This window comes from Bacteroidota bacterium (genome assembly GCA_018692315.1).
GTDB lineage: Bacteria > Bacteroidota > Bacteroidia > Bacteroidales > JABHKC01 > JABHKC01.
Genome location: JABHKC010000064.1, coordinates 14,191 through 34,859, shown reverse-complemented (window position 1 = coordinate 34,859; position 20,669 = coordinate 14,191). Strand labels below are relative to the sequence as shown.

At 31.5% G+C, this 20,669-nt stretch carries 16 protein-coding genes; 7 read left to right on the top strand and 9 right to left on the bottom strand.

What is annotated here, in order from left to right:
• The first annotated feature begins 32 nt into the window (after window positions 1-32).
• Window positions 33-2,051: an OmpA family protein gene (locus HN894_05325; protein ID MBT7142739.1), complete on the top strand. Its 2,019-nt coding sequence runs from the start codon at window positions 33-35 to the stop codon at window positions 2,049-2,051.
• Window positions 2,052-2,319: 268 nt separating this feature from the next.
• Here the strand turns inward: HN894_05325 and HN894_05320 are convergent, their stop codons facing one another.
• The 6 genes from HN894_05320 to HN894_05295 form a co-directional block, all read right to left on the bottom strand.
• A complete protein-coding gene (locus tag HN894_05320) occupies window positions 2,320-3,756 on the bottom strand; it encodes a T9SS type A sorting domain-containing protein (GenBank protein MBT7142738.1) in 1,437 nt (478 codons plus the stop codon).
• A gap of 231 nt (window positions 3,757-3,987) precedes the next feature.
• Entirely contained in the window at window positions 3,988-5,490 is a 1,503-nt protein-coding gene (locus HN894_05315; protein MBT7142737.1) for a PKD domain-containing protein, read from the bottom strand.
• 408 nt (window positions 5,491-5,898) lie between these two features.
• Window positions 5,899-7,365: an aminotransferase class V-fold PLP-dependent enzyme gene (locus tag HN894_05310; GenBank protein ID MBT7142736.1), complete on the bottom strand. Its 1,467-nt coding sequence runs from the start codon at window positions 7,363-7,365 to the stop codon at window positions 5,899-5,901.
• Between the two features lie 93 nt (window positions 7,366-7,458).
• Window positions 7,459-7,872, bottom strand: coding sequence for a VanZ family protein (vanZ, locus tag HN894_05305; GenBank protein ID MBT7142735.1), 414 nt, complete (start codon window positions 7,870-7,872; stop codon window positions 7,459-7,461).
• A gap of 93 nt (window positions 7,873-7,965) precedes the next feature.
• Window positions 7,966-8,319, bottom strand: a complete 354-nt coding sequence (vanZ, locus tag HN894_05300; protein MBT7142734.1) for a VanZ family protein — start codon at window positions 8,317-8,319, stop codon at window positions 7,966-7,968.
• Window positions 8,320-8,331: 12 nt separating this feature from the next.
• Complete coding sequence (locus HN894_05295) at window positions 8,332-9,252, bottom strand: DUF58 domain-containing protein (protein MBT7142733.1); 921 nt, start codon at window positions 9,250-9,252, stop codon at window positions 8,332-8,334.
• A 167-nt stretch (window positions 9,253-9,419) separates the two neighbouring features.
• Here HN894_05295 and HN894_05290 point away from each other — a divergent pair, with 167 nt between their 5' ends.
• The 4 genes from HN894_05290 to HN894_05275 all read left to right on the top strand — a co-directional run bounded on the left by HN894_05290 (window position 9,420) and on the right by HN894_05275 (window position 15,049).
• Window positions 9,420-10,265, top strand: coding sequence for a DUF3108 domain-containing protein (locus tag HN894_05290; GenBank protein MBT7142732.1), 846 nt, complete (start codon window positions 9,420-9,422; stop codon window positions 10,263-10,265).
• Between the two features lie 73 nt (window positions 10,266-10,338).
• Window positions 10,339-11,337: a hypothetical protein gene (locus tag HN894_05285; GenBank protein ID MBT7142731.1), complete on the top strand. Its 999-nt coding sequence runs from the start codon at window positions 10,339-10,341 to the stop codon at window positions 11,335-11,337.
• A gap of 67 nt (window positions 11,338-11,404) precedes the next feature.
• Window positions 11,405-14,212, top strand: coding sequence for a response regulator (locus HN894_05280; protein MBT7142730.1), 2,808 nt, complete (start codon window positions 11,405-11,407; stop codon window positions 14,210-14,212).
• A 69-nt stretch (window positions 14,213-14,281) separates the two neighbouring features.
• Window positions 14,282-15,049 carry a TIGR00266 family protein gene (locus HN894_05275; protein MBT7142729.1) on the top strand — a complete coding sequence of 256 codons (768 nt, stop codon included), beginning with the start codon at window positions 14,282-14,284 and terminating at the stop codon, window positions 15,047-15,049.
• A 34-nt stretch (window positions 15,050-15,083) separates the two neighbouring features.
• Here the strand turns inward: HN894_05275 and HN894_05270 are convergent, their stop codons facing one another.
• The 3 genes from HN894_05270 to HN894_05260 form a co-directional block, all read right to left on the bottom strand.
• Entirely contained in the window at window positions 15,084-15,950 is an 867-nt protein-coding gene (locus HN894_05270) for a class I SAM-dependent methyltransferase (GenBank protein ID MBT7142728.1), read from the bottom strand.
• Window positions 15,951-16,172: 222 nt separating this feature from the next.
• The gene (gene mqnE / locus HN894_05265) at window positions 16,173-17,270 is read right to left on the bottom strand and encodes an aminofutalosine synthase MqnE (GenBank protein MBT7142727.1); all 1,098 of its coding nucleotides are present in this window, start codon (window positions 17,268-17,270) and stop codon (window positions 16,173-16,175) included.
• Between the two features lie 59 nt (window positions 17,271-17,329).
• Complete coding sequence (locus HN894_05260) at window positions 17,330-18,199, bottom strand: hypothetical protein (GenBank protein ID MBT7142726.1); 870 nt, start codon at window positions 18,197-18,199, stop codon at window positions 17,330-17,332.
• 273 nt (window positions 18,200-18,472) lie between these two features.
• Here HN894_05260 and HN894_05255 point away from each other — a divergent pair, with 273 nt between their 5' ends.
• Together HN894_05255 and lpxA are read left to right on the top strand one after the other, a co-directional pair.
• A complete protein-coding gene (locus tag HN894_05255; GenBank protein ID MBT7142725.1) occupies window positions 18,473-19,861 on the top strand; it encodes a bifunctional UDP-3-O-[3-hydroxymyristoyl] N-acetylglucosamine deacetylase/3-hydroxyacyl-ACP dehydratase in 1,389 nt (462 codons plus the stop codon).
• Window positions 19,862-19,875: 14 nt separating this feature from the next.
• The gene (gene lpxA / locus HN894_05250) at window positions 19,876-20,658 is read left to right on the top strand and encodes an acyl-ACP--UDP-N-acetylglucosamine O-acyltransferase (GenBank protein MBT7142724.1); all 783 of its coding nucleotides are present in this window, start codon (window positions 19,876-19,878) and stop codon (window positions 20,656-20,658) included.
• Window positions 20,659-20,669: the final 11 nt, after the last annotated feature.

Sequence of the window (20,669 nt, the reverse complement as noted above, 5' to 3'; positions counted from 1 at the left end):
ATTATTGAAATGACTAACAAGAAAATGTCAGTATGAAAATTATAATAACATTCATCGCAAGTATATTATTCGTAGGTCTTTCGTTTGCCCAAAACAACAAAAGCACCAGACTAAAAATCAATCACTCGATTTATAATGAATATTGTCCAACAATAAGTTTCGATGGAAAAACAATGATTTACGAAACCGATAGAACCGGGCAATGGCGACTAATGAAATCTAACCAAAGTTCTGATTCTATTTGGAAAATAAAACTTAACATCCCAGACCTAAATGAACTTGCGAAACGCCCCAATTTTGTTGGAGGCTCGTTTCTTTCATACGATGGGAACTTTATATTTTTTACTTCAGATATTGAAGGAACAAAAGGAAATATGGATATTTGGATTTCAGAAAAAAAAGGCTCCGTTTGGGCAGAGGCAAAAAACATAGGAAATCCCATTAATACTTCATCGTATGAAGGTTTTCCATCTGTATCAGCCGATGGTAGGTTTTTATATTTTATGCGAGGAAAAGAAGTGAAGTTAGGACGAAAAAAAACTATAAAATATCAACTATTTGTCTCCGAAAGGCAAGAAGACAGAACATGGGGCGAGCCGATTTTGTTGCCCGAAAATATCAATAAAGGTATTGTTGAATGCCCAAGAATTATGGTCGATGGCATAAGTCTGATATTTTCTGCGATTCGCCAGGAAGGAAAAGGCGGCTTCGACCTTTACAAAACTACTTTGCAGGAAAACAAAAGCTGGACTGAACCGGAAAACCTCGATTTTGTAAATTCTCCATACAATGAGAAATTGGCAAGCATCCCATTTTCAGGAGATATTTTATACTATACTTGCAACGAGTTCAGTTCTGACGACATTTATTCCATTAATATTCCTGAAGAACACCAACTTGGAAAATTTGTTTTAATGCGGGGTAAAATTCAAAACGAAAAAGACAAAGAATTCTTAGAAGCAAATATTACAATAAAAAAATCGAAATCCGATAGAATCATTTCTCAATTGTACAGCACTATAGATGGCGATTATGTTTGTATTTTGAAAGAAAAAGACAAGTACGAAATTGAGCTCGAAGCTGAAGGATTTTTTGAAAAAAATGATATTATTGAAATAAAACCTATAAAAAAATTTACTGTTGTTGATAAAAATATTGAATTATCTCCAAGCACAGTTCCTTTCAATGGAATTATTTCTGATATTGAATCGGAAGAAACTATCAAAGCGAAAATTGCAATTAAAAATATTGAAACAAACGAAATTCTTGAGCTTCAATCCGGCGATGATGGAAAATTTGAAACCCAGCTCGAAATCGGTTTAAAATATCAATTTATGGTTTCTTCCGAAGGCTTCGAAAATTCCATACCTGAAACAATTGATTTGGTTAAAAGAATAAAATATCAAGACATTGAAAAAAACATTGCATTGACTCCAAGAATTTTTACTCTTATTGGGAATGTTGTTGATATAGAAACAAAAAAGCCGATAAAAGCAAAAATTACTATCAGCGATTTGAATGTGAATAAAACTTATGAAAAAATTTGCAAATCTGACGGCAGCTATTCTATAGAAATCAGAAAAGTACATATTCTTGATTTTTCGGCATCGACAATAGGATATATGTTTTATTCGGAATTGTTGATTCCTGAACATAATTTTTTGTCCGACACTATTGTGAAAAATGCCGAATTATCGCCACTAAAAAAAGATGTTAAGGCTGTTTTGAATAATATTTTGTTCGACTTTAATTCATATGTTTTGCAGGCAGTAAGCTATCGCGAATTAAACAGAGTTGCAGATCTAATGAAAAATAATCCACGAATAAAAGTCGAAATTTCTGCACACACAGATAGCAAAGGCTCGAACGAATATAATGATAAACTTTCGCAGCAAAGAGCCAATTCGGTTGTGAATTATTTGATAAACTACGGAATATCAAAAAATCGCTTTATAGCAATTGGGCATGGCGAGCTAAAACCAATTTCTCCGAACGACACCGAAAAAAACAGAGCAAAAAATAGAAGAGTTGAATTTAAAATTGTTGATTAGTTTTTATATGATCAGCAAAAACATTTTTCGTGCCTTCCTGTTCTGCGAATTACAACGCTCATAATTCAAAATCATTGCTCGTAAACGATTGATAATCATATGCTGTCATTTGAAGTGATGACGGCATGCGCAGAATAAGAAACAAAAAAAAGGCTGTTTCATAAAAAACTAAACAGCCCTAAAAATCACTAACCAACTGAATCAATTGAAATGAACTATGATTTGGATAAAACTGATTATTAAGAAATTAAGTTCTAAAAAATTAGTTTTAAAAAACTGTAACTTTTCTAGTTTCAGGAATTATATCGCCAGCATATTTAACAGAAATTAAATATATCCCCTTTTTACACTGAGGCAAACTATAAAATATTGAATTTGAGTTGCATTTTTGTTTTTCAATTAGGCTGCCATAAATATTATATACACTAATTTCTTCAATTAGCTTTGAACTTTCAACCATAACATTTTCGGAGCAAGGATTTGGATAAATATTCAATTTACTTTCGAAAAGTATTTCATAGGTCTCCGAAGAAGAAGTTCCGCTGATAATTATATCATCAATTTTCGCAACACCAAATTCATCAACGATAGTGTTATTTGTTGAAGAATCTGATGTCATAATCCATCTGACATATATCAAGCTTGATCCGGGATTGTCAAATAATTCAGGAAGTTCAAGATTTTCTGCAACACCGGTAGTCCAATTGCCAGCTACCGTAACATTTCCATTCGGAACAATAATCCAGTCTTCATGGCTTAGTCGAGCCTGAATTTTCCATTCGCGTGGACCAGGTTCGTTGCCACCACTTCTCTGTTTAGAAGACACTTTTATATTGGTAAAACCTTCTGCCTTAAATTTAACACACCAATATTTCGACCATGCTCCATCGTTCCATCCAACTGTTGTAGCTGCATTGTCAGTTGCTCCATTAGTTAGATAGATTACCCTTTCTACAGAATTTGTATCTTCAGCAGATAAATAATTATTGCTATTTTCTGAAATTCCCAAATTTGCATTTAATGAAATGTCTATGCTGTCAGAAGCAAAGGTCCAACCAGCAATAGTATCTCCTTCAATACCAATTGATGTCGCAAGAACACCTGTAACAATTATGTTATCAATTTTTGCATTTGCTAAAGTATCAACATCGTGTCCTTCAATATTTTCGTTTGAAGTCATTATCCATCTAATATGTATCGAAGAAGAAGTTTCGTTGGTTTCACTTGGCAAATCCAGTTTAGAAACAACACCTGTAGTCCAATCATTTGCAACTATTATATCACCTCCTGGAATGTCAGTCCATGTTCCATTTTCTCCAATTTTGTATTGAAGTTTAAAATCTTCAGGTCCGGCAGGATTGTTTGCAGCTCTTTGTTGAGATGATACTCGAATTTCAGAATATTCCTGAGCCTTAATCTTTATAGCCCAATATTTTGCATTCGCTCCATTGTCCCTGCCATTTGCGGTAGCGGCAAAATCTCCAGAGCCTTCAACTCCGTTCGTGTATGTTAGTTCTCTTTGGGCAGATGTTGTATCTTCAGCCGATAAATACTTTTCTCCAAGATTTTGTTCAGTACCAATATTTGCATATTTATCATCTTCTAGGCCGGTAGGAAAAGTCCATGCTGCAATTGTGTCTCTTTGCGCAAAAGAAAAAATTACAAAACCCAAGATTAAGCTTAATGATAGTCCAATTTTTCTCATCTTTTTTATTTTATGAATGTATTATCATCAGATATATTTAAAATAATATGTTTTTTATCCAATTGAATTTCATTCAAATCATTTTCGTTATGCAACCGCAAACATATCGCTTACTATTTTGTTAGGTTCTCTATGCAACAGGCAATTTTTATAAATGATATATTTCGAATGAAATTTCTATTTTTATGCTGTTTTCGTAGACAAGCTAAAATAGCTGCAATAAATTAATTTTTACTTTTTCAATGATTTAATAGGTACTAATTCTATTCTTGATTTACCTCCTTTAGTATTGACAACTTCATTTTTGGAATTTAGCCATGTAACAGACAATTCGAATTCAAAATAACCAACTCCTCCAGTAGTCATCAATATAGTAGAAGGATAATCTGTATATATTGATGGTTCAAAATAAAATCCTCCCATCCATATTTCATCTGGGGAATCAATATCAAAAAATATTATTGTATAAGTAGGATTTATATCTGTTAGTGTATATGGCAATCCATATGTATAAGTTAAAGGTAAATCGGTGTAAATAATATCCCAATAAATACCTCCTGAAAAGAGAGTAGTTACTTGATTTTCATCCAATATTTTCCACTTGATATCCGGACCATCTGAAACATCCCAAAAATCACCATAATCATCCGTAATTGGATAATCCATTAACAAAAGTTGATTAATTTGGAGTTTAGTTGGAGCATCTTCAATACCAACATTTTGAAAACTAGAGCTAGTTCCTCCTGTTCCGGTGGCAGTGAGGATTACAGTAAAAACACCCCCCGTATTATAAGTATGAGATGGATTTTCTGATGTTGATGTTCCACCATCGCCAAAATCCCAACTGTATGAGTGTGAATTTTGAGACAAATTAGTAAAAGAAACACTGCAAGGAGCATAAGCACCTGCACCTGTAAATGAAAAATCTGCATTAGGTCCAATAGGATTAGCAATATTTATATTTTTCGAAATAGAATGTGTTCCGCCTGCTCCGGTGGCAGTGAGATTTACTGTAAAAACACCACCTGAATTAAATGTATGTACTGGATTCATTGAAGTTGAAGACTCCCCATTACCAAAATCCCAATTGTAGGAGGTGGCATTCTGAGAGGTGTTAGTAAAAAAGACAGTGCTGGGAGCAGGATCTGTTCCTCCAGAATATGTGAAATCTGCAATTGGCTCCGGAATATCTATTATATTGACGGTTTTCAAAATAGAACTCGTTCCTCCATTACCGGTAGCTGTCAATTCTACTGTATATGTGCCACCTATTGTATATAAATGTTGAGGGTTTTCGTCGCTTGAAGTATTGCCATCACCAAAATCCCAAATATAACTTGTTGCATTTGTTGAAGAGTTTATAAACGTTACAGTACATGGAGCATTTTCTCCTGCTCCTGTAAAAGAAAAACCTGCAACAGGCTCCAAATCCATAATTACAATAGTTGCTGTTGCTTCATCAGAATTCTTTCCATTTTTAGAATTTGCAATCAAACTAACGGAATAAGTGTTAGCCGAATCATAAACATGAGTTGGATTTTTTTCCGAAGAGGTATTTCCATCACCAAAATCCCATTCATAACTACTGCCATCTACTGAAGTATTTGAGAAACTAATAGTCTCGCCTACCAAAGCTGTAGTACTCGAAGCAGTAAATGATGCCACTGGTTCTTTTTGGCAAGAACTAAAACAAACTAAAATTGAAACGAGCACTAAAAATAAATTCTTTTTCATCCTTATTATTTTTTATTTGCTTTGTCCCAAAAGCAGTGTAAATATTCTCACTAAAAAGTAGGGGACTAAAACAATTACTTAATCGAAATACTGCAAACTATTGAAACAAATTCTCAAGTAAAAATAATTGTAAACCACTTTTTTTCTATTTATAAAAGATAATGTTATAATTTTTCTGAGCTCCTAACCCTTAATTAGTACATTCATTTCCTTTAATTTTATTATGAAAATAAAATTCTAAAAAACAAAAATATCAAAACTTATTTAGATACCAAAAACTATTTTCAAGAATAATTTTTTTTTCATTAATCACAATAAAAAAGGAATGAAAATTCAACATTTTCTAATTGACACTACCTAGATTGATGAAAGATTTAATGCGAGAATAAATAAAATTTCACAAAAAACTTAATCTAACTTAAACCACTCAGAAATATTTTTCTGCTCTATAGGAGAGTTATGTACAAATTCATTTTTGTGAGGGATATAAGTGTAGTCTTTTTTCCAATCTTTAATGCGTTCGCTAATCTGTTTTATGGCATCTGCAATGAAATAAAGCTCTTCGTTTTTCATGGTTTGATGCAATGAAAGCCTTACCCAGCCAGGTTTGTCAGAAAGGTCGCCCAAATTTATTTTGTCGGTTATTTCTTTTGAATGCTCGTAGCTTACGTCAAGTAAAAAATGTCCATAAGTTCCTGCACAAGCACAGCCTCCTCTAACTTGAATTCCAAATCTGTCGCTAAGAATTTTTACCAACAGATTGTAATGAATATTTTCAAAATAAAATGAAATAACCCCAAGCCGATTTTCAATATTATCGGCAAGAATTTTCATTCCCTTGATATTTTTAAATTCGCGAAAAGCTATTTCAACAAGTTCTTTTTCGCGTTTCTCAATATTCTCGGTTCCCATTTGGGTTTTTAATTCAATTGCCAAAGCTGTTCGAAATGCTTGCAAAAAGCCTGGCGTACCACCATCTTCTCTCATTTCAATATTGTCAAGATATTTATATTTCCCCCATGGATTTGTCCAATCGACAGTTCCACCGCCCGGATTATCGGGAACGCTACAATCGTACATTGCCGAATCGAATATCAAAACACCTGAGGAGCCAGGTCCACCAAGAAATTTATGTGGCGAAAAAAATATTGCATCCAATTTTTCCATAGGGTCTTTAGGGTGCATATTCATATCTACATAAGGAGCAGAAGCAGCAAAATCGACAAAACACAATCCATTATATTGGTGCATAAGTTTTGCCATTTTGTGATATGGAGTTACAATTCCTGTTACATTTGAACAAGCTGTAAATGAGCCTATTTTAAAAGATCTATCCTTATATTTTTTTAGTTGTTCTTCCAAGTCGTTCAAATCTACAAGCAAATCTTTCGTTGGTTTTATTTGAACAACATCAGCAAGTGTTTCTAACCAGGATGTATGATTTGAATGATGTTCCATATGTGTTATGAAAACAACAGGTTTTTCTCTTTTAGCCATACATTTTTCAGTATTGACATGTTTGCATGCTTTTAATCCAAGTATCCTTTGAAGTTTATTTACTACCGCAGTCATCCCGAAACCTGCCGTAATAATTACATCTTCTTCGCTCGCATTGACATGTTTCTTAATATATTTGTGAGCATAGTGATATGCTTGAGTCATTTTTGTTCCGGTTTCGGAAGTCTCGGTGTGTGTATTTGCTACAAAAGGACCAAAAGTTTCAAGTAGCTTATCTTCAATGGGTTTATAAAGTCTGCCGCTTGCAATCCAATCGGCGTATAGAATTTTTTTATTACCGTATTCCGAGTTGAAATATGTATTGTTTCCTACTACATTGCTACCAAACTTACTAAAATATTCTTCTAAATTTCTCATTTCTTATAATATTTCTCCACTGTAAAATTAGATTTTTTTACTCAAACAATCGTATATATGACTTCATTGCCAAACACTTTTGGCAAAATTTTACTATTCAATTTTTGAAATTCTATAAATAAAGTTTCTAAAAACAAAGAACAAAAATACAAATAAAATAATTCCAATATTGTTTGAGTAAAAATCAAGAATATTTCCAGTTCTGTCGATAATGGAAATATATTCTTGAACTATTTCGATTAATATTCCAATAGTAAACGAAAAAATAATGGAAAACAGTAGCGAGTAATTTTTCAGAAAAAGATACTTGTTTTGCTTTTTAAAATCGTACCAAAACAAAAAACTGAAAATAAAAAACGCTATTGCATGTTCAATTTTATCTAAGAATATTTGAAAATTATAGATACGTTCAATATCAAATTTTTCGAGTTTGCTATTCGGAATTATGCTTAAAATAGCTATGAAAACAAAATAACTTATAGATTTCCAAAAGGTTTTTAATATCATTTTTTGAATTTCTTTTATGTTTTGCTGAACGGAATTGGCTTTTTATTAAATAAAAAAGTAAGCGAATAGAGAATAAAAATTACTAATAATATCTCAAAATCGCCTATAAAAAATTACTCCAACTATAGCACCAACACTATTCGCAATTGCATCGGCAAAACTACCAGACCTATGAACAAAAACAAATTCCTGCAGTATTTCCAGAATTGCTCCATAGGAGACAGCAAAAATCAAAGCATAAGTTAATGGGAAATTATGGAGTTTTGAATATTTGAATTGCCCTTCGAAATATGCAATCAGCAAAATTGAATATATCAAATACATGCCAAAATGAATGAGTTTGTCAGCATTCCAAAAAATAGGTTCTTTCACCACATTTCCCGGAATTGCACTCAAAATAAATATAATAATAGTAGCAAAAACTACTTTCCAAAACGGTTTTACCATGGTTTCAAATAACTAATAGAGTTTGCTACGTTTGATAAGATATGGCAACAAAACTTCCTTAAAATCCTGATTTATATCGGCATTTATCAAATCAATTTTGTACTGTCCGCAGCGCAATTTAATTTCGTTGAAATGCTTGTTTATGTTGCTAATATATTCGCCACGAACATCGTTCGGATTAAACTTTACTTCATCTCCGGTTTCGAGATCAATGAATTTATAAGGACGATTTTTGAAATCGAATTCAAGTTCTCGCTTTTTATCAAAAACATGAAATAAAATTACTTCGTGCTTATTGTAGCGTAAATGTTGTAAAGCAGGAAATATTTCTTCAAAATTCTCATTTTCGAACATATCGCTAAATAATATCACCAAGGACCTCTGATGAATACTTTCCGCAATTTGATGAAGGATTGTAGAGGTTTTTGTTTGCTTTTTTTCCTTAACTGATTTTTCTTGAAGAAGTTTCGACAATTCGCTATAAAGCAATTTTGAATGAATTACAGAAAGTTTTGCATCGGTATGCAACTCAATTTTGTCGGAGAACAATGTCAGCCCAACAGCATCGCGTTGTTTTCTAAGCAAATAAATCAATGCTGCTGCACTGTATGCTGAAAAGGAAAGTTTGTTTAAAACGCCTGCATCAAACGGAAAATTCATTGAAGATGAGGTATCAACAATCAAATGGCTTCTTAGGTTTGTTTCCTCCTCGTATCGTTTAACAAATAATTTTTCGGTTCGTGCAAAAAGCTTCCAATCAATGTGTTTCGTCGATTCGCCTTGATTATATAAACGATGTTCGGCAAATTCGACAGAAAATCCGTGAAAAGGGCTTCTGTGCAAACCAGTAATGAAGCCTTCAACCACTTGTTTGGCAATAAATTCAAGATTGTCGAATTCCTGAAACTTTTGTATGTCAATTATGTTTTTCAAATTTTACGAATTATAAAAATAGCAAAAGTATAAAATTTAGGATTTTTGAATTATTAAATATTTGAAAATGTACAATCAAATATTTTGGAGTATTGTATGCTTAATAATTATAAATTACTCTACTTTTGCTAAAGATAAAACTGCAATATATTATTTGGATTTAAAGCATGAGTCAAAAAAGTAACTACATTTCATTTCAGAATTTTTCACATATTTTCATTCTTTTATTTTTATTTATCTTAACTAATAAATATGCTTACACACAACAAACATACAAAGAGTTTTCTTTTAAATATGGCGAAAATATTTTTTACGAGGTATATTACAATTTAGGATTTATATATGTAAAAGCCGGAAATGTAGAATTCTCAGTTGATTCCTTAAACTATGACAATCAAAAAATTTATTGTTTCAATAATACAGGAAGAAGTTTGCCCGAATACGATTGGTTTTTTAAAGTAAGAGACAGATACCAATCTTTTGCATATACCAATTCTTTGTTACCAATAAAATTTTATAGAGAAAACAACGAAGGCGACTTTCATTTAAAAAATCAATATACTTTCGATTACAATAAGAATATAATAATTACAGAAACTGAAAATTCCGAAAAAGCTTTTTCGAGAGATACTATACCGATTACTCATGAAATTTTCGATCTGCTTTCTGCAACCTATTATATTAGAAACTTAGATTTTACCGAATTCAAAACAAATGATAGTATTTTTGTTTCAATTTTCATTGATAATGAAATTCATGATTTGAATATTCGATTTCAAGGAATCGAAATCATAACAGACCGCAACAAAAACAACTACGAATGTTTAAAGTTTTCAACACTATTGCTTGAAGGAACAATTTTTAATGCGAACGAAAATCTCACAGTTTGGGTGAGCAACGACAAAAATAAAGTTCCAATATTAATTGAAGCAAAAATAATTGTTGGATCGATAAAAGTTTTTCTCACGGAATATTCAGGACTTAAATATCCATTTTCATCAGCAATAAAGTGAGTTTTATTTTGGAAAATTGTCATTTAATAAATAATTTATACTTTTATTTGTTCTTTTTTTCAATTAGAAAATCGTGAATTTTAGAAAATTATTTCTTCCGACATTATTAATTTCTATTGTAATATCTTGTGATACAGACAAAAACAATTGTCCTGAGAATCAAGAAATTCTTTCTAAGACAATTGAAACTATTAGTAACGATTTTCAAAGGATTTCTATAGATATTGAAAAAGCCGCTGTATTTGCAGGAAATCTTTATTCGAGCCAAAATAAAATTACATCAATTGATACAAATATTTTTACGCTAAGTTCGGAAGGAACTATTTATAAAAATATTGATGATGGAGCTTCAGCAATTTTTGTTACCGGACATGTACCAGTAAACCAAACCATTTTTAAGAATATTAATATTAGCGAGCCATTAGACTCTCTTTTCAAAGTTATTATTTCAAAGCACAACCAAATAGTGCAATTATTTTATTATGACAAAAATTCAATCTTAAGATTATATCCATTTTTCGATACACAATTTCAATTCAAAGCGAAATTAGACATCACACAATTCGGTTTCTATTCTCGGGCTAATGAGAAAAATAATCCAAAGAAAAAGGTAATTTTCATAAATGAACCATATGCAGATCCGGCAGGCCGTGGATTTCTAATTTCGGTAGTTGCTCCGGTTTACGACAAAGAAAAATTTATGGGTGTACTTGGAGCAAATATCACTATCAATACAATTGTGGAGGAATACTTTGATGAAAACACTCAAAAAGTATTGGTGTTAAATGATTCCGGAACAATAATTACTGCAAGCAACTATGTTTACAATGTTATTTCGATTCCGCTTCCTGAGAAATACCAATATTACAAAAACGTATCAAATCATAATTATTTAAGAAAAATAAATTCGTTATCGAAGCATAAAAACGTAGAATTTAGAAATTTCATTAAACAAATAATTAGAAAAGAGAACGAGCAAATCGAAATCGAAATCAAAGAATATAATTTTTGTTTAAATCCAATTGAAATTGAAAAGCTTGGCTGGATAATTATTGAATTTAACAAAATTTAGTTCAGTTTCAATTATGTTTTTACTTACTTTGGCAAAACAATCTATTGATTGAGTTTTATTGTAATAAATGAGAAAGATATATATATTATTAGTACTTGTTTTTGGGATACTGTTTATTGTAAATATATATTATTACAAAAAAACTTATTATCAGCAAGTTGCGATACATATTAATATATTGAAAAAAGAAGTACAACTTTGTGCTCACGAGATAAAAAACACATCATTAGACCTTGATGAAGAGATAAACTATTTTATTATCTCCGAAGACATTGTAAATTTATTTAAGAAAAAAGAATTAGCAAAGCAGGAAATTAAACGAATTTCTCAATTTTATCAAAAATATCGCTACTTCATAAGCGAAATAATCATAGAAATTCAAAACAGCAAGTTCAATTATTCTATAGATAAAAACAATTTTCAAACAAAAGAATTCGAAGTTCTACAAGATAACAAATTGCTTGAAGGGACAAGCAATATAAAAATGTATAAAAATAAGTCTATCCTGATATACCCCATCAAACAAAACGAAAAAACTATAGCAAATATAATTTTAATTGTAGATCCATACAGCTATATAAGCCATGTGTTCGAAAAGCATCATTTTGGAAATTCGTTGTGGCAATGGCTAATAAATTCAGATGGAAAAATTATAAATTATAATTATAATTCAGACACACTAATAGTTACCGAAAAACAAACTATTTCTCATGCTATTTATAATAATGAAGAAGGTTATCTCACAAATTATGTAGAAGGGAAAAATGGCTTGGAAGAAATTATTTCTGTGTATTATCCCATAAAAATTTTAAATCAAAACCTTGGAATTGTTTTTTCAAAAAATACCGAAGAGATTTATTCAACTCAAATGGATAGGACTTTCTATCTTTCAGGTTTGACATTTACAATAATAACAATGGTTGCTATTATTTTTCTGTATTTTATCAGAAGACAGAAAAAAGAAGGCAAAAAGCTTAAAGAATCAGAACTTTCTCTAAAAAAAATACTTGAATACTTGCCAATTGGAATGGTGATTTCCGACACGGGAAACAAGATATTTCAACTTAACCGGACTGCAATCGATTTGTTTGAAGTAGATGATGAAGATGTTCTAATTGGAGAAACCATAAACACAGATTTTTTTAAAAAATATAATTTTAAAAGAGACTTCTCAGAAAAAAAATCGGAAAAATATTTACATGTTTTCAACAATGGTACAGAAGGAGCCATTCTAAAAAAACGAATCCCTGTATTTCTGAATGGAAAAAATGTTCTTATTGAAGCATTTATTGATGTTACCCCAATTGAGCAAGCACGGAAAATAGAAGTATCTGCCAATAGAGCAAAATCTGAGTTTCTTGCAAATATGAGCCACGAAATAAGGACACCTCTAAATGGAATAATTGGCATGACAGAAATGTTCATGAAAGCAAATCTGAATAGTGAACAAGGCGAGCACATAAACATAATAAAAACTTCAGCGGACATCCTGCTTTCAATAATAAACGACATCCTCGATTTCTCCAAAATAGAAGCCGGGAAAATGATTCTTGAAGATATGCCTTTCAGCCTTAAAAAGGAGATAAAAGCAATTACAGATTCGTTTACCGTGAAAGCAAAAGAAAGTAAAATTTCGCTTGAAACAAAAATTTCGCCGGACATTCCGGGAATGATTATTGGAGATTCATTAAGATTAGGACAGATTTTAACTAATCTAATAGGCAATGCTCTAAAATTTACACATGTAGGTAAAGTTGTAGTTTCTGTCGAGAGACATAGTGAAAAAGATGGTGTAGTGGAACTACTTTATAAAGTTGAAGATACAGGAATAGGAATACCAAAGCATAAAATTAATAAAATATTTTCGTCGTTCACACAAGCCGATACTTCAACTACCAGAAATTATGGTGGCACAGGTTTAGGAACCACAATATCTAAACAATTAGTTGAACTAATGAAAGGAAAAATCTGGATTGAAAGTCCATCATCAATTTATACAGATGATACATATCCGGGCTCGAAGTTTTGTTTTATTGTTCCAAGTGTTAGCTACGAAAAAGTTTTAAAAGACCTTGACTATGAAAAAATTACCAGTCTAAATCAAATAAAGGCATTGATTATTGGTAAAGACCCTCAAAACGAAATTGAGCCTCTATTAAACAATATGAGCATAAGTTTCGATAGTGCATTTTCTGCTATAGAAGCGATTGGAATTATTAGAATTTCTTTAGCAGAAATAAATCCCTACAAAATTGTTTTTATAGAAAACTCTGTAGAATTCGACGGTATAGAAATTGCAAAAATATTGCACGAAGAAAACCTAACTATTCGTTTCATATGCGTAGTTTTGAGTTCTAATCATAAAATCGGCAACCATCTTAAATGCGTAGATTATGAGATAGACAAATATTTTATTTCTCCATATGAAAGCCAGGAAATTCAGCAAATTTTCAAAGATACTTTCCCAAATTTACAAGCTACATCGCAACTGTCCGAATCACCTGTTTCAAAAAAAGACCTGTCAATTCTTGTTGCAGAAGACAATTTAATAAACCAGAAAGTAGCGTATTCTATATTCAAAAAACTTGGTTACAAAATAGAAATTGCAAACAATGGAGTAGAAGCTCTGGATATGGTTGCAAAAAATCGGTACGACATAATTTTTATGGATATCATGATGCCCGAAAAAGACGGAATAGAAGCTACTATAGATTTGAGAAAAAATGGCTTTATATCACCAATTGTTGCAATGACAGCCGATGCTTCGGAAACAAACAAAAACCATGCTATCTCAATAGGAATGGACGATTATATAACTAAACCTGTAAAAACTTCCGCTCTACAAAGCGTATTGTTTAAGTACTTCAAAAATTAGAATTCTAAATTAAAAACCCAAATTTTGAATTTCTGAAGTTGTAATTCAAAAAACTTTAAATAAAAAAATATGAAATCGCACGAAATAGACTATAAAATATTTGGAAACGAAATTCAACTTGTAGAAATAGAATTAGATCCAGATGAAACAGTAATTGCCGAAGCCGGAACTATGGTTTATATGGAAGAAGGTATCGAATATGAAACAAAAATGGGCGATGGATCAAATCCAAATCAAGGTTTTTTTGGCAAACTAATTTCTATGGGTTCTCGTGTTTTAACCGGCGAGTCGATGTTTATGACGCATTTTACGCATAGAGGAGTCGGGAAAAAACATGTTGCTTTTGGACCACCTTATCCAGGAACAATTGTACCCATAGATCTCGCAAAAACCAACGGATCGCTTATAGTGCAAAAAGATGGATTTTTGTGTGCAGCTTTAGGAACAAAATTCTCAATAATTTTTAATAAAAAATTAGGTGCAGGATTGGTGGGAGGCGAAGGTTTTATACTTCAAAAACTAAAAGGCGATGGAATGGCTTTTGTTCATGCCGGAGGAACAGTCATAGAAAAACAATTGAACAACGAAACCCTCAGAATAGATACAGGTTGTATAGTTGCATTTGAAGAAAGTGTGGACTACAGTGTAGAATCGGCAGGCAGCTTGAAGTCGATGGTTTTCGGTGGCGAAGGCATGTTTTTAACCACCCTTAGCGGAACAGGGAAAGTATTGCTACAATCTATGCCTTTCAGGAAACTAATACAAGCAATTTCTCCATACGGAAAAAATACCGAAAAAGGAAGCCGCTCTATAATGGGTAATTTTATGGAAGACTAAGTTTTGCAGCTTCAAGAAAACTACAATCTTGAGACTATCTTTTCTTGATTCGCATAAATAAATTAATACCTAAAGGTTCTGATTCAAGATTTATTTGTTTGTTCGGAACATTTGCATTTTCAGCAATTTTTATCAATTCTTCTTCCGAGCGATAGTTTAAAAACCAGTCGCCCATAATTTCCATGTAGTTTTTAGAAGGATTATTTTGAGAAAAATTCCCTACTATTAATTCACAATCTTTTCTCACAAATTCAAAATACTTTTTTATTAAAAAAGTAAAATGTCTGTCACCAAAATAATCGAAAAGTCCGGCACTCCATATAAGACAATATTTTTTTTCTGGCTTCAATCGTAGAACATTTCTATTAAGAAAGTTTAATTGAGATTGATATTTTATGTTTTTAATTTTAGCATAATCAATTGCTTTTGGGTCTAAATCGAGCAAATCGAAATACATTTTGCTCTGCGGATTTCTATCGAAAAACTCTGCAACATCTGTGGCAGGACCGCTTCCTAAAATCAAAACAGCTTTGTCGGTGATATTTTCGTTGTTTTCAATATCTTCAAGCACTTTTATAAAAAATTCCTTTCTATTTCTAACTGCCTGAGTTGCACTATGATTATGGAAAAACAAATCCCATTTTTTGCAATTTTCGCCTTGATTTATCCAATACGAATAAATTTTTTCAATCATAAAAAAATCACCGGAATATCCGAAAGGTTTATTAAAACCAAATCCATGCATGGTGTCAATATTCAAACTAGGTTTTATCTGTTCTCGGAAACTTTCTATTTCTTCCTTGCCAATACTATTTAATATATTATTTAATTGAGAGTATTCATGTTTTTCAGGTCCTCCGTTTAAGACCAGTTGCGAAACAAATTCTTTATTGTAATCCATTTTATATTCTTTAATCTATCTCATTAAAATTGCAAATTAATATCTCAAATTTTAATTTTAGGACCTTCTAATTTTATATCTATTTTATATTCAACCACATACAAAAACAATTTTTTTTGAATATAAACATAATTTTAAAAGCATAACAAAAATTTATGCCCTACAAATATTTTTGTTTTCTATGATTAACAAAATGCGAAGTTTTGCATTCTAAATAGTGACTCAATACTTCTTAATTATTTGATAGTTCGAGTCTCTCTCTACAGGTTTTCTCCTTGCGTCTTTTATCAATTCAATCAATTCGTTTGAAGACAAACCCGGATTTTTGTCTTTTGCTCCTGCCATCGAATATATTTTTGTTGAATCATCAATTGTTCCATCCAAATCGTTCACTCCAAAAGAAAGCGATAATTGGGCAATTTCAGTTCCAATCATAGGCCAGTAGGCTTTTATGTTTGGAATATTATCAAGAAATATTCTCGATACAGCATAGTTTCGTAGATCTTCAAGCGTATTTACTTCTTTAATATAAGACAATTTGTTGTTCTCCTTTTTGAATTTTAATGGAATAAACGCATTAAATCCATTTGTTCGGTCTTGAAGTTCTCTAAGTAAATTTAAGTGGTGGACTCTATGACTATAGTTTTCGATATGTCCGTAGAGCATTGTTGCGTTCGATGAAATTCCTATTTTATGTGCATTTTCATGAATAGTTAGCCACTGCTGAGAACTTGCTTTTTCGTCGCAAATTTCGGTTCTGATATTTTCATCGAATATTTCGGCTCCTCCTCCGGGAATTGAATCGAGACCATGATTTCTGAGATATGTAAGCCCTTCGCTCAACGAATAGTTTGCTTTGCTTATCATATATTCTAATTCTATTGCAGAGAATGCTTTTATATGAATTTTTGGAAGTATCTCTTTTATTTTTTTAATGAGATTTGCATAATAAAATAAATCATATTGCGGATGTACACCTCCAACAATGTGAACTTCACTAACATTTTTGCCAATATATTTCTTAGCAGTGTTGAGCATTTCATAGACAGAATAATCCCAACTCCCATCTTCACCCTTACGGCGGCGATAGGAGCAAAACTTGCAATTATAAACGCAGATATTTGTAGGTTCTATATGAAAATTTCTATTAAAAAAAGTATTGCTGCCATGCTTTTTCTCACGAATATGATTTGCCAATATTCCTAAAAAACCTATTTCGGCTTTCTCAAAAAGAATCATTGCTTCGTTTTGATCTATTCTTTTATTACTAATAACTTTATCGTATATTTTTTCAAATCCCGAAGGAATTACAATTTTCATTTATATATTTTCTTAAATTAGTATTAATATTATTATATATTTTGGCTGAAATATATTTATTAATCTGATATTTTTTGGCGATAAACCCAAATAAAATCAATTTCGTCGAGCTTGCTTTTCCTGTTGGCTTGTAATTTGCCAATAGAATTGTAGTATCGTTGAGTACTTATCCAATTACTTAAAACTTTATATTCTATGTATTTATCCTTAGCATTTTGCCTTCTTGGAACTTTAAAATGCCCAAATTTATTTTTGAAATCAATAAGTTGATTGTAGCGCTTTTCCCACAAAACATTTTTATTTTCGAACCAATAGAATCCTATTGAATTTAATTTTTCGATCTTAATATTATCTAACAAACCTTTGTGAAAGTACAATTTTTGTATGTTGCACCATGCTGAAAGTTCTTTGTGCTCACTGCTAATTTGTGGCACTCTACAATGTCCGTAGGTATTCTTAAATTCTAAAATTAGCTTGAAACTTTTTTCCCATTTATAGTCAGCGGTGTTCCAAATGAAGTTTATTTTGTCTAACTGATTTTTTCTCTTTTCAGACAATTGATTTTTATTATTTCTTTGCTGATAGCACCAACTGTTTAGTTTTGTGTATTCACCTGTTTTTGGAATTTCTAAATGTCCGTTTTTTTCATAAAATTCGTAAAGAATATTAAATTTTTCTTCCCACAACTTATCAGAAATGCTCCATATAAACCCAATTTCATTCAATTTCTGAATTCTATCATTACTTAGCATGTTCCTCGAAAAAAAATACCTTTGAGTTTTTACCCACTTTGCCATTGTCGAGTAATTTGTATTGCTTAAAATGGGATTTGCATGACCAAACTCTCCTTTAAAATTCAAGAGTTCATTATACATTTTCCACCATTTTATATCTTGAAGCGATTCTTTCTTTGATTGTATAACTGTCATTTGTTTGCCTAATTTTTACTCCTTAATTTGATAAATGTTTTGTACAATTAATAATTTGTGGTTACGAAAACTAAATTTAATAATTTTGATTTGATAAACTCTAAACATCTAACACTTATAAATCTATCATTCAATATCTTATAACCATATTCTAATGCAGTCAAATATATGAAATAATTATTCAGTTTTTAAAAACAAATATCATATTTCAACTCTTAAAATTATTTTTATATCTTGCCATTTTTTTGATAAATTGTTCAGACTTAAATAAATATGAAAGAAAATCAGAAGACTTTACAGCAAGAAATTGCTATAAATGGAAAAGGATTGCATACAGGTTTAAATGTAAAATTAACTATAAAACCTGCTCCTGAAAATCATGGCATAAAATTTAGAAGACTTGATATAGAGAATCAACCTATTGTAAAAGCTCTTGTAGAAAATGTTGTTGACACTTCGCGTGGAACTGCAATTGAAGAAAATGGAGCTCGAATTTATACAGTTGAGCATATTTTATCAGCATTATATTCGAAAGGAATCGACAATGCTGTAATTGAACTAAATGCACAAGAGGTTCCTATATTAGATGGAAGTGCAAAAATCTATATTGATAAAATAAATGAAACCGGAATTATAGAGCAAAAAGCCGAAAAACAATATTTCGTTCTAAAAGAAAAAATTAGATATTTCGATGAAAAAAATAATATAGAAATTTTAGCATTACCTGAAGACGAGCTTAGAGTAAATGTACTAATTTCGCACGATTCGGAGGTTCTTTCAAATCAATTTGCATCATTAAATTCCCTTTCAGATTACGACAAAGAAATTGCTGAATGCAGAACTTTTGTATTTCTAAAAGATTTAGAACCTCTACTAAAACAAAATTTAATAAAAGGCGGCGACCTAAACAATGCCATAGTAATTATCGGGAAAGAGATTTCGCAAGAAGAGCTAAATAAGCTTGCCGATCTATTCAATCAACCACATGTAAAAGTTAAGCCACAAGGTATTTTAAACAATGTTGATTTATCTTTTGAAAATGAACCTGCCCGACATAAGCTTTTAGATTTGTTAGGAGATATTGCTTTAGTTGGAATGCCGATAAAAGCCAGAATTATTGCCACTCGCCCAGGTCATTACTCAAATGTTGAATTCGCCAAACTCATTAGACAAAAAATAAAAAGGACTAAAAGTTCTGCTCCAGATGTTGACATTAATGCTAAACCTCTTTTCGATATAGAAGGAATTAAAAGACTACTTCCACATCGTCCGCCATTTCTTCTGATTGATAAAGTTCTTGAAGCAGATGATGAATCTGTAATAGCAATTAAAAATGTTACGATGAATGAACAATTTTTTGTCGGTCATTTTCCAAATATGCCTGTTATGCCGGGAGTCTTAATTGTTGAAGCGATGGCACAAGCCGGTGGAATTTTGGTTTTGAAAGGAGTTCCCGATCCTGAAAATTATTCAACTTTGTTTATGAAATTGGACAACATAAAATTCCGAAATCCTGTTGTTCCGGGCGACACATTAGTTTTCAAAATGGAATTAATTACTCCTATTAGGAGAGGAATTGCTAACATGAGTGGACAAGCATTCGTTGGCGACAAACTTGTAACTGAAGGAGAATTTATGGCTCAAATATCTAAAACTAAATAAAAAGATAAAATACAATGAATCAACCTTTTTCATACGTACATCCACAAGCAGAAATTGCAAGAAATGTTGTAATAGAACCATTTGTAACCATTGCTAAAAATGTAGTTATAGGCGAAGGGACCTGGATTGGATCAAATGTTTCAATTATGGAAGGAGCCAGAATTGGAAAAAATTGTCGGATTTTTCCAGGAGCTGTAATTTCTGCAATCCCTCAAGACCTGAAATTTGAAGGTGAAGAAACAACCGCAGAAATTGGAGATAACACTACGATTCGCGAATGTGTAACAATAAACAGAGGTACTAGATCGAAGTATAAAACTACTGTTGGAAAAAATTGTCTCCTAATGGCATATGTTCATATTGCTCACGACTGCACAATTGGCGACAACGTGATTATGGGCAATGCCTCGCAATTTGCTGGCGAAATTATTGTTGGCGATTGGGCAATATTTAGTGGGCTGGTAGCAGTTCACCAGTTTGTGAATGTAGGATCTCACGTAATGATTTCCGGCGGATCATTAGTTAGAAAAGATGTTCCTCCATTTGTAAAAGCAGGACGAGAACCACTTTCTTATGCAGGAATCAATTCAATAGGATTGAGACGGAGAGGATTTTCAAACGAAAAAATTAATGAGATACAAGAAGTTTATAGGTTTTTATTTTTAAGAAAATTAAATAACTTTCAGGCTCTTGAACGAATTGAAGCAGAAATGCAAGCAACAAAAGAAAGAGATGAAATTCTTCTTTTCATTAGAAATGCAAAAAGAGGAATTATGAGAGGCTATTTTCCGGAATAACAAATATTTCA